At 58.5% G+C, this 15,630-nt stretch carries 13 protein-coding genes; 6 read left to right on the plus strand and 7 right to left on the minus strand.

Going from position 1 to position 15,630, the window contains the following annotated elements; all coding sequences use genetic code 11:
- Positions 1-335: 335 nt before the first annotated feature.
- The 5 genes from GO007_RS19080 to selB all read left to right on the plus strand — a co-directional run bounded on the left by GO007_RS19080 (position 336) and on the right by selB (position 5,865).
- Entirely contained in the window at positions 336-698 is a 363-nt protein-coding gene (locus GO007_RS19080; protein WP_095102703.1) for a DUF3302 domain-containing protein, read from the plus strand.
- A 2-nt stretch (positions 699-700) separates the two neighbouring features.
- A complete protein-coding gene (locus GO007_RS19085) occupies positions 701-1,837 on the plus strand; it encodes an HlyD family secretion protein (RefSeq protein WP_095102705.1) in 1,137 nt (378 codons plus the stop codon).
- Between the two features lie 90 nt (positions 1,838-1,927).
- Positions 1,928-2,536 carry a glutathione S-transferase gene (locus tag GO007_RS19090; protein WP_095102708.1) on the plus strand — a complete coding sequence of 203 codons (609 nt, stop codon included), beginning with the start codon at positions 1,928-1,930 and terminating at the stop codon, positions 2,534-2,536.
- A 105-nt stretch (positions 2,537-2,641) separates the two neighbouring features.
- Positions 2,642-4,030: an L-seryl-tRNA(Sec) selenium transferase gene (gene selA / locus GO007_RS19095; protein WP_095102709.1), complete on the plus strand. Its 1,389-nt coding sequence runs from the start codon at positions 2,642-2,644 to the stop codon at positions 4,028-4,030.
- Positions 4,027-5,865: a selenocysteine-specific translation elongation factor gene (gene selB, locus GO007_RS19100; RefSeq protein ID WP_095102710.1), complete on the plus strand. Its 1,839-nt coding sequence runs from the start codon at positions 4,027-4,029 to the stop codon at positions 5,863-5,865. Before selA ends, selB begins: the two co-directional genes overlap by 4 nt.
- A gap of 111 nt (positions 5,866-5,976) precedes the next feature.
- On the opposite strand, the gene GO007_RS19105 is transcribed toward selB, so the two are convergent.
- Positions 5,977-7,938 carry a glycoside hydrolase family 127 protein gene (locus GO007_RS19105; RefSeq protein ID WP_095102712.1) on the minus strand — a complete coding sequence of 654 codons (1,962 nt, stop codon included), beginning with the start codon at positions 7,936-7,938 and terminating at the stop codon, positions 5,977-5,979.
- Between the two features lie 10 nt (positions 7,939-7,948).
- Positions 7,949-9,349 (minus strand): MFS transporter, encoded by a 1,401-nt coding sequence (locus GO007_RS19110; RefSeq protein WP_095102719.1) that lies wholly within the window; start codon positions 9,347-9,349, stop codon positions 7,949-7,951.
- A gap of 261 nt (positions 9,350-9,610) precedes the next feature.
- Between GO007_RS19110 and GO007_RS19115 the strand changes: the two genes are divergently transcribed.
- Positions 9,611-10,429 carry an AraC family transcriptional regulator gene (locus tag GO007_RS19115; protein ID WP_095102726.1) on the plus strand — a complete coding sequence of 273 codons (819 nt, stop codon included), beginning with the start codon at positions 9,611-9,613 and terminating at the stop codon, positions 10,427-10,429.
- 82 nt (positions 10,430-10,511) lie between these two features.
- Here GO007_RS19115 and araD read toward each other — a convergent pair whose 3' ends face one another.
- The 5 genes from araD to GO007_RS19140 are packed head-to-tail and all read right to left on the minus strand — an operon-like array spanning position 10,512 to position 15,593.
- Positions 10,512-11,207 carry an L-ribulose-5-phosphate 4-epimerase gene (gene araD, locus GO007_RS19120; protein ID WP_095102728.1) on the minus strand — a complete coding sequence of 232 codons (696 nt, stop codon included), beginning with the start codon at positions 11,205-11,207 and terminating at the stop codon, positions 10,512-10,514.
- Positions 11,201-12,061, minus strand: a complete 861-nt coding sequence (locus GO007_RS19125) for an L-ribulose-5-phosphate 3-epimerase (RefSeq protein ID WP_047663584.1) — start codon at positions 12,059-12,061, stop codon at positions 11,201-11,203. Before GO007_RS19125 ends, araD begins: the two co-directional genes overlap by 7 nt.
- 2 nt (positions 12,062-12,063) lie before the next feature.
- Complete coding sequence (ulaD, locus tag GO007_RS19130; RefSeq protein WP_095102730.1) at positions 12,064-12,717, minus strand: 3-keto-L-gulonate-6-phosphate decarboxylase UlaD; 654 nt, start codon at positions 12,715-12,717, stop codon at positions 12,064-12,066.
- A complete protein-coding gene (locus GO007_RS19135; RefSeq protein WP_095102732.1) occupies positions 12,714-14,219 on the minus strand; it encodes an FGGY-family carbohydrate kinase in 1,506 nt (501 codons plus the stop codon). The genes ulaD and GO007_RS19135 overlap by 4 nt, the downstream gene beginning before the upstream one ends.
- Positions 14,220-14,273: 54 nt before the next feature.
- Positions 14,274-15,593, minus strand: coding sequence for an MFS transporter (locus GO007_RS19140; protein ID WP_095102734.1), 1,320 nt, complete (start codon positions 15,591-15,593; stop codon positions 14,274-14,276).
- Positions 15,594-15,630: the final 37 nt, after the last annotated feature.

Here is a 15,630-nt window from a genome sequence, read left to right on the forward strand (position 1 = left end):
CATAATGGCTGTGCAAAAAAGCGGCTGAGGGATAATTTGGTGCCGAAAATGCGCTTTAATGTGACGCATATCTCAATTTTTAATCTGTGAATAATTATTTATATGTGATGTTAATCACAAAATATCGTGACTTGTTTTTAGCGCCTGTGATCTCAGACAGATTCCCCGCCGTTTCATACGCCGGGATGTAACGGCGACGCGCGTCGCGCTGGCGATCGTTTTTTCTCGCCAGATGGTAAAAATGAGATGCGTGAATTATGCTCAAATCATCAGTCGGGATTCTATTTGACTGTCTACATCCTGATATAAATTATTAGCGTAAATTCGAGGAAAATATGTTTCTCAATTATTTTGCGCTGGGCGTTCTGATCTTCGTTTTTCTGGTTATCTTTTATGGAATCATCATCCTGCATGATATTCCTTACCTGATCGCGAAGAAGCGTAACCACCCACATGCAGATGCCATTCACGTCGCGGGATGGGTCAGTCTGTTTACTCTACATGTTATTTGGCCATTCCTCTGGATCTGGGCCACGCTCTATCAGCCTGAGCGCGGCTGGGGCATGCAGCATCGGCCGGACGGGGGCCTGGCAGACGCGACAGAAGAGCAGGATCTGGCGCAGCTCCGGCAGCGCATTGCCGACCTTGAGAAAAGAGTGGCTCAGCGCCACGCTTCCGCCCGATCCCCGGAGAAATAACCATGGATCTGCTGATTATTTTAACTTACGTGGCTCTTGCCTGGTCGATATTTAAAATATTTAAAATCCCGGTAAATAAATGGACGGTACCCACCGCCGCGCTAGGCGGTATATTTATTGTTAGTGCGCTAATCTTATTAATGAACTACAACCATCCCTATACTTTTACCGCGCAGAAGGCGGTTATCTCTATTCCCGTTACGCCTCAGGTTACTGGCGTGGTCAGCAGCGTGACGGATAAAGCGAATCAGCGGGTGAGTAAAGGCGAGGTGCTCTTTACCATCGACCCCGTGCGCTATCAGGCAAGGGTGGACAGGCTGCAGGCCGATCTGGTGACCGCGCTGCACAGCATTAATACCCTGAAGGCGCAGCTCTCGGAAGCGCAGGCCAATACCGTCCGCGTTTCCGCAGAACGTGACCGGCTCTATAAAGACTATCAGCGCTACCTGAAAGGCAGCCAGGCGCGGGTTAATCCGTTTTCTGAAAGCGATATTGATAACGCCCGACAAAACTACCTCGCCCAGGATGCGATGGTGAAAGCCTCGGTGGCGGAACAGGCGCAGATACAAAGCCAGCTGGACAGTATGGTCGGCGGAGAGCAGTCGCAGGTCGTCAGCCTGCGTGCGCAGCTGGCCGAGGCAAAATATAACCTCGATCAGACCGTCGTTCGCGCGCCGAGCGATGGCTACATCACGCAGGTATTGATTCGTCCCGGAACCTACGCGGCTTCGCTACCGCTGCGCCCGGTGATGGTGTTTATCCCCGAACAGAAGCGGCTGATCGTGGCGCAGTTCCGGCAAAACTCGCTGCTGCGGCTGAAAAACGGCGATGACGCGGAGGTGGTCTTTAGCGCCCTGCCCGGGCAGGTCTTTCACGGCAGGCTGACCGCTATTTTACCGGTGGTGCCCGGCGGGAGCTATCAGGCGCAGGGCGCGCTGCAGTCGCTGACCATGACGCCGGGCTCCGATGGCGTTCTGGCAACCATTGAGCTGGATCCTAATGCCGACGTGGAGGCGCTCCCGGACGGTATTTTTGCTCAGGTTGCGGTCTATTCCGACCATTTCACCCACGTTTCGGTGATGCGAAAAGTCCTGCTGCGTATGACCAGCTGGATGCACTATCTCTATCTGGATCATTAAGGCGGGTACCGGCAGGCCGACGCTAAGTCTTCCTGCCTTTTGCCTGCTCCTGAACCATACTTAGATTTTTGTTGGCGAAAGGAGCAGGCTATGAAACTGATCGGCAGCTACACCAGTCCCTTTGTGCGCAAAATCTCCGTCATACTGCTGGAAAAAGATATCCCCTTCGAGTTCGTCAATGAATTCCCCTACAGCGAAGCCAGCGGCGTCGCAAAATATAATCCGTTAGGCAAGGTCCCGGCGCTGGTCACCGACGACGGCGAGTGCTGGTTCGACTCGCCGATTATTGCGCAATATCTGGAGCTGCTCGGCGTGATGCCAGATATGCTCCCGACCGACCCGAAGGCGGCGCTGAAAATACGCCAGCTGGAGGCGCTGGCTGACGGCGTGATGGAAGCGGCCCAGGCGCTGGTGCGTGAAAAGGCGCGTCCGCCGGCCCAGCAGTCGGAAACGGAACTGCTGCGCCAGCGAGAGAAGGTGGCTCGCGGCCTCGATGCGCTGGAGGCCTACGCGGCCGACGGCAGCCTGCGCGGCGATGAGATCAATCTGGCGTCCATATCTGCCGCCTGCGCCATTGCCTATCTTAACTTCCGCCGCGTGGCGCCGGGCTGGTGCGCAACGCGGCCTCGGCTGATTGCGCTGGTTGAGGCACTCTTTCAGCGCGCCAGTTTTGCCCGCACGGAACCGCCAAGGACTTGACCCAGGCAGGTAACAGTTTCTGCGCGCAGGCGTTACAATTGCTGCTCAATTGTTGACTCCCTCTCCCGTCGGGAGGGGGAAAATAACCTATCGCCAGGCTCATTCATGACTATCGATACTCGTGCGCTTTACACCCAGCTTCCGGCCACCGACCGTCTGCTCCGCGATCCCGCTTTTTCGTCCGTGCTGGCCCGATATGGCCATGTCCAGGTTGTCGCCCTGCTGCGCCAGATGCTGGAGCAGGCGCGAGAGCACATTCGCCTGAGCCTGGCGCTGCCCGACTGGTGCGGCGACTGGGCGCGGGAGGCCGAACGGCGGCTGGCGCAAACAACGGAAAGCGCGCTGCGCCCGGTTTTCAACCTGACGGGAACGGTCCTGCACACTAATTTAGGCCGCGCGATTCAGGCCGAGGCCGCGGTGGAGGCGGTTGCGCAGGCGATGCGGGCGCCGGTTACCCTTGAATATAGCCTCGACGACGGTGGACGCGGCCACCGCGACCGCGCGCTGGCGGACCTGCTGTGCCGCCTGACCGGCGCGGAAGACGCCTGTATCGTCAATAACAACGCCGCGGCGGTGCTGCTGATGCTGGCGGCAACGGCTAACGGCAAAGAGGTCGTTCTCTCGCGCGGCGAGCTGGTGGAGATTGGCGGCGCGTTTCGTATCCCTGACGTGATGCGTCAGGCGGGCTGCATTTTACATGAGGTGGGCACCACCAACCGCACCCACGCTAAAGATTATCGCCAGGCCGTGGGTGAGAATACCGGCCTGCTGATGAAGGTGCATACCAGCAATTACAGCATTGCCGGTTTTACTAAAACCGTTGATGAGGCGGAGCTGGCGGCGATGGGCCGCGAGCTGGATATTCCGGTGGTGGTCGATCTGGGCAGCGGTTCGCTGGTGGACCTGAGCGAATACGGCCTGCCTAAGGAGCCGATGCCGCAGGAGGCGATCGCCGCCGGCGTCAGCCTGGTGAGCTTCTCCGGCGATAAGCTGCTGGGCGGCCCGCAGGCGGGGATTATCGTCGGTAAAAAGGCGATGATTGCCCGCCTGCAGCAGCACCCGCTCAAGCGCGCGCTGCGCGCCGATAAAATAACCCTTGCGGCGCTGGAGGCCACCCTGCGCCTCTACCTGCATCCGGAAACCCTCGCCGGGCGCCTGCCAACCCTGCGCCTGCTGACCCGCACCGCCGAGGAGATCCATACCCAGGCGGCGCGCCTGCAGCCGCAGCTTGCCGCGCACTACGCTGACTTTGAGGTGCGGATAGAGCCCTGCCTGTCGCAAATCGGCAGCGGCTCGCTGCCGGTGGACCGTTTGCCCGGCGCCGCGCTGACCTTCACCCCGCGCGACGGCCGGGGCAGCCGGCTGGAGGCGCTGGCCGCCCGCTGGCGGGCGCTGGCGGTGCCGGTGATTGGGCGGGTTAGCGATGGCCGCCTGTGGCTGGATTTGCGCTGCCTCGAAGATGAATCGAGGTTTATGGAGATGTTATTACCATGATTATTGCCACCGCCGGACACGTTGACCACGGCAAAACCACGCTGCTGCAGGCGATTACCGGCGTCAACGCCGATCGCCTGCCGGAAGAGAAATCCCGCGGGATGACAATCGATCTGGGCTATGCCTACTGGCCGCAGCCTGACGGCCGGGTGCTGGGCTTTATCGACGTGCCGGGCCATGAAAAGTTTTTGTCCAATATGCTGGCGGGGGTGGGCGGTATTGACCACGCGCTGCTGGTGGTAGCCTGTGATGATGGCGTGATGGCGCAAACCCGCGAGCATCTGGCGATCCTGCAGCTGACCGGAAAACCGTCGTTGACGGTTGCGCTAACGAAGGCCGATCGCGTCGAGGCGCAGCGCGTTGACGAGGTGCGCGCCGACGTAGAAGCGGTGCTGGCAGAGTTTGGGTTTGCGCACGCGGCGCTATTCGCCACCGCCGCACCGGTCGGTCGTGGGATAAGCGAGCTGCGCGAGCACCTGCTGCAGCTCTCCGAGCGCGGGCATCCGCAGCATCAGCGCTTTCGCCTGGCGATCGATCGCGCCTTTACCGTTAAGGGCGCGGGGCTGGTTGTCACCGGTACGGCGCTCAGCGGTGAAGTTAAGGTCGGCGATACGCTGTGGCTTACCGGCGTTGGTAAGCCCGTGCGCGTGCGCGGCCTGCACGCGCAAAATCAGCCGGTCGGGCAGGCGCGGGCGGGTCAGCGAATCGCGCTGAATATCGTCGGCGATGCGCAAAAAGAGGCGCTAAACCGCGGCGACTGGCTGCTGTCGGTTCAGCCTCCCGAACCGGCCGGGCGGGTGATAGTCGAGCTGCAGTGCCACTCGCCGCTAACCCAGTGGCAGTCATTACATATCCATCATGCTGCCCGCCATATTACCGGACGCGTGTCGCTGCTGGAGGGAGCGCTGGCCGAGCTGGTGCTTGATAACCCTTTGTGGCTGGCGGATAACGATCGCCTGGTGCTGCGCGATATCTCCGCCCGCACCACGCTGGCAGGCGCCAGAGTGGTGACGCTGAATCCGCCGCGCCGCGGCAAGCGTAGGCCGGAATACCTGCAGTGGCTGCATACGCTGGCGACCGCCGACGACGACGCCCGGGCGCTGGAGGTTCATCTCCAGCGTGATGCGGTGCGTCTCGATGATTTTGCCTGGGCCCGGCAGCTTAGCGAAACCGGCCTGGCCGCGCTGATGGGCCAACCCGGCAATCTGCAGGCGGGCAACAGCCTGCTAAGCGCCCCGCTGGCGGCGCGCTGGCAGACGAAATTAGTCGACGCGCTGACGCGCTATCACGATCAGCATCGCGATGAGCCGGGTACGGGACGCGAACGCCTGCGGCGCATCGCGCTGCCGATGGAAGACGAAGCGCTGGTGCTGCTGCTGATTGAGCAGATGCGCGAAAGCGGGGTTCTCCACAGCCACCACGGCTGGCTGCATCTGCCGGAACACAAAGCGGGCTTTACCGATGAGCAGCAGGCCATCTGGCTACGGGTGGTTGACCTGTTTGCCGATGAGCCCTGGTGGGTGCGCGACCTGGCAAAAGAGAGCCGCGTCGAAGAGCCCTTAATGCGCGCGGTGCTGCGCCAGGCGGCACAGCAGGGAATGATTACCGCGATCGTGAAGGATCGCTATTACCGCAACGATCGGATTGTCGAATTCGCCGGGCTGATCCGCGAGCTTGATCTCGAAAGGGGATCGACCTGTGCCGCTGATTTTCGCGATAAGCTGAACGTCGGCAGAAAGCTGGCGATCCAAATCCTCGAGTATTTCGACCGTATTGGCTTCACCCGCCGGCGCGGAAACGATCATATTCTGCGCGATAAAGCGCTGTTTCTGTAAGCATCATAGGGTCATTCCCGGAGAAGGCGCTTAACGCGCCCGTCCGGGCTACCCACTGGCGGCAGGTTGTCGCCCCGCTAAGCGCAGGGGAGATAGCCAGGTCCTGCGTGTTTATTCGTCCGCTTCTTTCACCCAGATGCGCATCTCTCCTTCGCCGCGATTGGCCCAGCTAAACCACGGAATAAAGGTTAAGGTCTGCGGCTGGCGCGCGGCCGGCGCACGGTCGTAATTCCACAGCGCCTGGCTTTCGGCATTCTCCGCCGTTTGCTTATAGCCCGGCGCCTGGAGAAGTATCTTGTGAGCAAAAATCCCTTTGCCTTCAAAAGCGCTGAACCGTGCGTGACGCGGCAGCTGTAGGTTATGCAATTGCTCGCCGTTGTCCGCCTGTTCCAGACAATAAACCAGCGGGCCTCGCTGTACGGCGACCTGGCCGGCCTGATGGCGCACCAGCGAATGACCATAAACGCGACGCACCGGCATAGGTAGCGTTAGCAGGATAATGTCGCCTTCCTGCCAGCGACGGCTGATGTGCAGATAGCCTTTGCGCACATCCTGTGGAACGGGCACACCGTTCAGCGTCACCTGTGGCTTGTCGCACCAGTCCGGGAGGCGTAACGCCAGGCTATGGTCGATTGGTATGGGCGAGTCGATTGCTATTTTCACCTGCTCCTGCCACGGATAGTTACCGCTGATACGCAGCCGCAAGGTCTTATCGCCAACCGGGATCTCCGCGCTGTTGCCGACATACAGATTGATGTAGAGCGCTTCTTCACGCGGCGTATAGATATAGTGCCCCAGAGACGTGAGTACGCGGGCGATATTCGGCGGGCAGCAGGCGCAGCCGAACCAACGCTGACGAACGGGCTTCACGTGGTCATAAATATGATTGAATTTTAACGACTTCGGGTGCACTTCCAGCGGGTTAACGTAGAAGAAGTGCTTGCCATCCAGCGCCATTCCTCCCAGCACGGTGTTATACAGCGCGCGTTCCATCACGTCGGCGTACTGGCTGTCGGCCTCCATTTCCAGCATTCGGCGAGCAAACATCATTAAACCGATGGATGCGCAGCTTTCGGCATAGACCGTGTCGTTTGGCAGGTCATAGTCGCTGCTGAAGGCCTCACCGCTGCTCTGCGAACCAATGCCGCCGGTAATATACAGCTGACGCTGGGCCATATTGTTCCACAGGCGCAGGCAGTCCTGACGTTTGCCTTCGTCCTGGCTCAAGCGGGCGAGATGGGCGATGCCGGTCATCAGGTAAACAAAGCGAACCGCATGACCGATGGCGACGGGCTGTTCAGAAATCGGCTGGTGCGCCTGGCTGTAGGGCTTATCCATCACCATCCACGCCGGGCCGTAGGTATTCCAGTAGGACGTTTTGCCGCGTTTCGCATATTCGATATCGTAAAAATGCGGCTGCGCTCCGCGCTCCTCGACGAAATAGTTCGTCAATGCCAGATAGCGCGGCTCCTGGGTCACGTCATACAGGCGCATTAACGCCAGCTCGATCTCCGGGTGCCCAGGATAGCCGTGCAGCTGATGTTCTCCGGGGCCAAACACGCTGTCGATATGGTCGGCGAGGCGGCAAACCACCTCCAGCAACCGACGCTTACCGGTCGCCTGGAAGAAGGCGACGCCCGCTTCAATCATGTGCCCGGCGCAGTATAGTTCGTGGCACTCGGCAAGGTTAGTCCAGCGTTCTGCTGGCGCTTTGACCGTGAAGTAAGTGTTCAGATAGCCATCTTCACACTGGGCGGCGGCCACCAGTTCAATCACCTCATCGGCGGTTTTTTCCAGCCCGGCGTCCGGCTTCTGGCACAGCGACCAGGCCACGGCTTCCAGCCATTTCGCCACATCGCTGTCCTGAAATACCATCCCGTAAAACTCCCCTTCCTGCAGCCCTGCTGCGATGCGGAAGTTTTCGATCGCATGGCTCGGATCGGCCTCGTCGATGCGATCGTTAAGTGCATCCCATTGGTAGGGAATCACCACATCGCGCACCAGCTGCTGGTACTGGCCGAGGAACGGGTCGCTGATTTTCAGTTTGCGTAGATTGACTTCCATTACAGACATGACGGACTCCTTAAGGCTGAACGTGACGCGCGCGCAGGTCGGTGGCAATGCGCGCCATCATCGGATTATTGAGCTTGCAGGCGCGGATCGAAAAGGCCAGCAGCAGGTGGAACAGGGCGGGCAGCAGGGTTTCCATTGAGGCGATCCCGGACAGCGACAGGGCCGTTTGGTTGCCGGCGCCCGGCTGATAGGCCACGTAGATAAAAATCAGGCTGATAATTCCGGCGCTGGAGGCCCACGCCAGCTTGATGAAGAACAGGTTGAAGGCAAAGTTCATACCGGAAGAACGCACGCCGGTTTTCCATTCGCCGTAGTCGTCAGAGAAGGCCATCAACGAGAAGTGCAGCGGCAGGGTGAAGCCGAGAATAATGCCGTTGCCGAGGATCGCCACCAGCCACAGGGTCTGGTATGCCTGGCCGGTCGGTAAAAACCACATCGCGATGGCCAGGGCGGCCAGCACCAGGTTGGTGTAGTAGTAGAGCCTGACGGTATCGAAGCTGCGTGAAAGCAGGTTGATGATGACGGAGCCGAAAATCGACGCGAAGGTCACCATGGTGAAAAATAGCGAGGTGTAGCCGGTGGACCCCTCAAGGACGTAGGTGATGAAGTACATGTAGCCGCCGCCGCGGATATTAAAGACGTTGATCAGCAGGAACGACATCACCAGCATCAGCAGCAGTTGGTCGTTTTTACGCAGACCGGCGATATGCTCCCGCAGTGTAAATTTACCCATCATGTCCAGCGAGACGCGTTCGCGTACCCAGAAGAAGCAGCACAGGAACATCACCACCGCGATGGCGCAGAGTACGCCGACGCCATACTGATAGCCTTGGGCTGTGTTGCCCCGACCGAGCGCTTTTACCAGCCACGGCAGCCCGACGGAGACCAAAAAACCCGCTACGCCGCACAGGACAAAGCGCCAGGCCTGACACGAGATAACCTCGCTATGGCGAGTGGTCATGGTGTTGATCAGCGCGCAGTACGGCACGTTAATCGCGGTGTAGCTCATCGACAGCAGCAGATAGGTGCCGAATGCCCAGGCGATTTTTACCCCCATGCTGGCATCAGGTACGGTAAACGTCAGTACGCCGATGATGCCGATCGGCACGGCAATCCACAGCTGCCAGGGACGAAAACGCCCCCAGCGGCTTTGAGTTCGGTCGGCCAGAACGCCCATGATTGGGTCGGAAATCGCGTCGAAAACGCGCAGGGCCAGGAACAGGGTCCCGACCAGCGCGGGCGTCAGCCCAAAGACATCGGTATAGAAAAAAGTTAAAAAGTTCATGATCAGGCAGGTAATGACCGTTCCGCCTGCATCCCCCAGCCCATAGCCTACTTTTTCACGTACGGATAATTTATCGTCCAGCGCTTTTGGCGCCGAATCGGTAGTGGAAATTAATGTCGAAGTCATGGAGAACGCCTCACGTATTCGGAGATTTTGTTTCCAGAAAATAAGCCGCCTGGTTGTGGCTCTTGTTGTGTAGTTTGCAAAGTACCTTTTTATTTTGCATTGAATTCACCACACAACAAGGGAAGGGAAAAGTACAAAAAGGTGATGATTCCGACCTGATTGAGAAAATGTGATTTCGATCTGCTCAGTTATTCTGTTTTCGTTAATAATCAATAATAAGGTGGTTATTTTCATCACGTAATAGCGAGAGTTGACATAGTTATGCTCGAATTATCCATAGCACTTCCGATCCGGGTGCAAAACGGAGGGTTATTTATTTCTCGCGGCGTGGGGAGCCACCCGTCGCGTACCCTGCATTCCTGGGAAGTTATTTTTGTTGAAAAGGGGATATTAACGATCCGTGAAGAGGATAAGGTTTTCACGGTAAATTCAGGCGAAAGTTTATTACTCTGGCCGCAACGCCGTCATGTCGGCGTGGGGGAATTTCCGGCAGATTTAAAGTTCTACTGGCTGCATTTTGAATTAACTCCGACGGTGGAAAAAAAAGCGCATCAATCGGTGTTGATGTTACCGCAGCACACAACGTTAAGTGACCCACAATATATGACCGGGTTATTTCGACAATTCTTAAATGAGCAGGAAAATGTGCACCGAAGCGTAGCGCTGGAATGTATTTTGCTGCTGATTTTGCAGCAGATATCAGCCTCCGCTTTAAGCGAAAGGGCGGGGAATAACCCGGGCATTGCGCTGGCCTGGAAAGCCCGTCAGATGATCGGTACGCACTTTCATCTGCCCATTTCGGCGTCGCTGCTGGCGAAAGAGTTGCACTGCAATGTGGACTATTTAGGCCGGGTTTACCGACGGGCCTTTCGTCTGACGTTAACCGAAGCCATTCACCGCCAGCGTGTACGGGCAGCGGAGAAGCTGCTGATCAGCGATTCGCTGTCGCTAAAAGAGGTGGCGGAGCAGTGCGGTTTTCACGATGTGGGCTATTTTCGGCAGATTTTCCGCAAGCATACCGGCATAACGCCCGCCGCATGGAAGCGGCGGTATTGTAAGGAGCATATTAATTCGGGATGAGGCTTTAGCATTGCGCGGTCTGATGCCCTGACCCCTGGCGCTCTCCTACAGGAAGATCGCCAGGGGGCCGCAGAGGACGCGCTCACTGCCCGTAATAGGCATTCGCTCCGTGCTTACGCAGGTAGTGTTTATCCAGCAATTCATCCTGCATATCCGGCAGCTGTGGGGCCAGCTGGCGCGAGAACAGGCCCATATAGGCGCACTCTTCCAGCACTACCGCATTGTGCACCGCGTCATGGGCATTTTTACCCCAGGCAAACGGGCCGTGGGAGTGCACCAGTACCGCCGGAACCTGCATCGGGTTCAGGGCGCGCTCCTCAAACGTTTTGATGATCACTTCGCCGGTTTCGTACTCGTACTCGCCGCCGATCTCTTCAGAGGTCATCAGGCGAGTGCACGGGATCGTCCCGTAGAAATAGTCCGCGTGGGTGGTGCCCCAGGCGGGCAGGTCCAGTCCGGCCTGTGACCAGATGGTGGCGTGGCGGGAGTGAGTATGCACAATGCCGCCGATCTCCGGGAAGCGACGATATAGCGCCAGGTGCGTTGGCGTATCGGAAGAGGGTTTCTTGCTGCCGTCCACCACTTTGCCGCTGGCGATATCCACCACCACCATATCTTCGGCTTTCATCACGGCGTACTCCACGCCAGAAGGCTTAATCACCATCAGTTTGCCGGTTGCATCCACCGCGCTGACGTTACCCCAGGTGAAGGTGACAAGCCCGTGAGCGGGCAGCGCCAGGTTTGCCGCCAGCACCTCGTCTTTCAGTTGCTCTAACATACGAATCCTCCTTCCTCCATACGGGCTTCAATCCAGCGACGGGCCTGAATGATTTCCAGTACCGGCTCTTTGGCTTTTTCGGTCCACATCTCAATCAGAAATGCACCGCGATAGTTCAGGTTTTGTAATGTGCTGAAGACATTGACGAAATCGACGCATCCTTCACCAAACGGCACATCACGGAACTGGCCTGGGCTGGTGTCGGTGACCGGCTGCGTGTCTTTCAGATGAATAGCGGCGATGCGGTCGATGCCCAGAGCCAGCTCTGCCGGGACGTCATTACCCCAGGCGCTGAGGTTGCCCACGTCCGGGTAGACGGTGAACCACGGCGAGGCGAGCAGTTGGTCCCATTTTTTCCACTTGGTGATGGAGTTCATAAACGCGGTGTCCATAATCTCCACCGCCAACATCACCTGAGCCCCTGCGGCCTGCTCAACGGCCCACGCCAGCCCTTCGGCGAAGCGCTGCTGAGTGCCCGCGTCATGCTCTTCGTAATAGACGTCGTAACCGGCGAGCTGGATGGTGCGGATGCCCAAATCGCGCGCCAGCTTGATGGCTTTGGTCATGATGTCTCTGGCACGCTCACGCACGGCTTCGTCGCGGCTGCCGAACGGAAAACGGCGATGCGCGGAAAGGCACATCGAGGGAATCGACACATTGGTTTCCAGCATCGCTTCCACTAACGAGGCGCGCTGGGCGGTGGTCCATTCGAGTCGCGACAGGCGCTCGTCGGTTTCGTCGACGGACATTTCCACGAAGTCGAATCCGCAGCTTTTAGCCAGAACCAGACGCTCCGGCCAGGATAAGTCTTTCGATAACGCTTTTTCATAAATACCTAATGGATGGTTACGCATAATTACGCTCTCCAGATGTCGCGAATGCGGGCGTGGAACTCTTCAGCCACCTGCTGCGGATCGGCGGCGCTGGAAAGGGCGCGTCCGGCAATAAAGGCCTTCACGTTAATCTCTTTGAACAGCGGCAGGTCGGCAGGGGTGATGCCCCCCGTGACGGAGAGCTCCAGGCCGATATCCGACAGCGCTTTCATGCGCGCCAGATCCACTTCGCCCCACTGCTGGCCGCTCGCCTGGGCGTCGCGCCCACGGTGATAAATCGCCTGACGCACGCCGGCGCTGTACCAGTCGCGGGCATCGTCGAAGGTCCAGTTACCAAACAGCTCGATTTGGATTTCGCCTCCGCGCGCAGCAGCAACGGCGTGACCTTTCTCGATGGTGGCCAGCGGTGCGGCACAGATGATGGTCATCCAGTTGGCCCCCGCTTCCAGCGCCTGCTGGGCCAGGGTTTCCCCGGCGTCAGCGACTTTCCAGTCGGCGACGATCAGTTTTTCCGGGCATTGGGCGCGCAGGGCGCGAATGGCATTTAGCCCCTCGCTCAGGCAGAGAATGGTGCCTGCCTCTACGATATCCACGCGGTCTTTTAACAACGCAACATCGCGCTGGGCGGCGGCAAGGTCGGTGTGATCGAGCGCCAGCTGCAGTAATGGTCGGCTCATAAAGAGTGCTCCTTAATACGGGCGTGAAAGCCCTGAAGTGCTTCAATTAAAATCTGGTAACGGCGGTATTTGCGCTGGTAGGCCGCGTGGGCGTTCATGTCCGGCGTCAGGGTGCGCATTTCGTAGCTGAGGGTCTGCTGGGCGTCGGTGAAGTTTGCGTAAACGCCGGTGCCGACGAGGGCTGCAATGGCGGCACCAAAGCAGCCGGTCTCTTCCACCTGCGGCAGTTCAACGGGCAGGCCGCTGACGTCCGCCAGCATCTGCATCCATACGGGAGAGTGCGCCGGGCCGCCGGTGACGCGCAGGGAACGTACCTCGGTAAAGCGTTCGCGCATGCGGTTGAGGTGCGTCATGTGGCTAAACACTACCCCTTCATAGACCGCCTGTAACAGGTGCGCGCGGGTGTGCAGCGCCTGCATGCCATAAAAGCCGCTGGTCATATCAAGCCCGGCGTTACTGCCGTACAGGAAGGGCAGGAAGAAGACATCGCTGGTGGCTTTCGGCAGGCTGTCGACGAGCTTGTTGATTTCATCAAAGCTGATGTCGCCAAATTGTGCGGTCAGCCATTCGAGGTTGCCGGAGGAGGTGGGACTGGCTTCGTGGACGATGTACTGGCCATCGTTGACGTAGCGTCCGTAGACGAAGGGGTGCGCTTCGTTATCGCGCAGCCCTTCGGCGATGCCGCTGGTGACCGCCCAGGTTCCCATTACGGCGTTCAGCGTGTACTCGTCATCCAGCCCGGCGCAGAGAGCGGTAGAAACCACATCAAACAGACCGCCCACGACGGGAGTTCCCGCCGCGAGACCGGTAATGGCGGCTGCCTGAGAGGTGATTTCACCGCTGATTTGGGATGAACCGACAATGGGCGGCAGCGCAGCGTCGATTTCGCTGATGCCAAGCCACTGCGTCAGGCAGGGATCGTACTGCCCGGAGGTCATATGGTAGAGGTTGGATTCAGAGATATTGCTCTCTTCGCATCCCTTCACGCCGGTGAGACACCAGCGCAGATAATCGTGGCCCATCATCACGCAGCCAATTTGCGCGTAACGCTGCGGCTCGTGCTCTTTCACCCAGCGCAGCAGTGAAGCCGGGTGCCCGGTCCATAAGGTCTGGCGCGTTAACGGATAGAGCTTTTGTGGAATGCCGTCCTGCTGCCAGCGTTTGACGATCTCCATCGCGCGGCGATCGGAAGAGAGGATCGCGGTGCCCAGCGGCTGGTCATTTTTATCCAGTAAAAACAGTCCTTTGCCCTGAGCGGAAATACCGACGCCCTTGATTTGTTCCCCGCGAATGCCGGTGCGCTGCAGCAGACGGGAAATGGTTGCCGCGCAGTGCTGCCACAATGCCGCCATGTCGCGCTCCGCCCAACCGGGCTGCGGGCTGAGGGTGTGAACGGACTGGCGTTCAATATCGAATTCTTTACCCTGGCTGTTGTACAGGCCTGCTTTCAGATAAGTACCGCCACAATCGATACCCAGCCAGAAGGTCTCTTTTTCACTCATCTTTTTTTCCTGGTTTGCACCCTCTCCCGGTGGGAGAGGGTTGGGGTGAAGGCGTCAGATCGCGCGTTTCGGTGCGTTTACCGTACCGATAGACGAACTGTTGGCGTCGCACCTGGACGGCAGCAGCAGCGCCATCAGCGCGGCAATCGCCAGTGAAATCGCCAGGCAGTAAACGCCCGCATCTTTGCTGTAAAGAGTGATCAGCACGCCCACGGCATACGGGCCGCAGAAGCCGCCGAGGTTGCCGAGGGCGTTGATCACACCGCGTGCGCCGCCGGCCATTTCGGCGCTGAACAGACGCGCAGGAATGGTCCAGAACACCCCGGCAGCGGACTGCAGGAAGAAGCCACAGCCGACCAGCGCGGTGTACGACAGCCAGACGCTCTCTTTCAGCACAACGGAAAGGAACATGCAGGTGGCGAAACCAATCAGCGGTAGGGAGACGAACAGCTTGCGTTTGCCGGTGCGGTCAGACAGGGAAGAGAACAGGAACATCCCGGCAATCGCACCCACGTACGGCAGAATGGCGAGCATCCCGACCTGGCCCATACTGGTGTGGGTCAGCTCTTTCAGGATGGTCGGGAGCCACAGGGTGTAACCGTAAATCCCGGTCTGGTAGAAGAAGTTCAGGGCAATCAGCTGCCACATAGTGCGGTCAGACAGCACGGCGCCCAGAGAGGCATTTACCGTGGTTTTACCGGCAATGGCGCGCTGTTCAGCGGCCAGGGTTTCCACCAGGTACTTTTTCTCTGCGTCGGAAATCCAGCGGGCTTCCTGCGGGCGGTCGTAAACAGTCAGCGCCCACATCACCAGCACGACGAGGGAGAGCAGGCCTTCGATGATGAACAGCCAGCGCCAGTCGAGGGCGGTGATGATCCAGCCAGAGAGTGGGGCGGTGATGATCCCGGCGATCGGCACGAACATGATGACGATGGCGTTAGCGCGACCGCGCTCGGCATCCGGGAACCAGTTACTGATCATGGTGAGTACCACAGGCAGCATGCCGCCTTCCGCCACACCCAGCAGGAAGCGCAGTGCCAGCAGCTGGTAGTGGTTGGTAACAAGCCCGGTGAACACGGAAATCACCGCCCACGCGACCAGCGACCAGCCGATGAATTTTTTGCCGCTGCCGTGAACGGCGATTTTGCCGCCTGGCACCTGTAAGAATAGATAGCCGAGGAAGAAAATACCGCCAGCCAGGCCTGCCATAGTCGCGGTGATGCCTAAATCCTGATCCATCCCGCCGGGCATGGCAAAGGCAATATTCACGCGGTCCATATAAGAAATAATACACGCGATAAGAATAGGAGGAATAATTCTTAACCAGCGTTGGCGCGGAATATCCGCGGTTGTAGCGTAAGAGGAAGTGTTCATATTAATCTCTTGTTTAAATTAACTGACCTTGCGATTA

The organism is Klebsiella sp. 10-1, from assembly GCF_009758445.1.
Classification (GTDB): domain Bacteria; phylum Pseudomonadota; class Gammaproteobacteria; order Enterobacterales; family Enterobacteriaceae; genus Klebsiella; species Klebsiella scottii.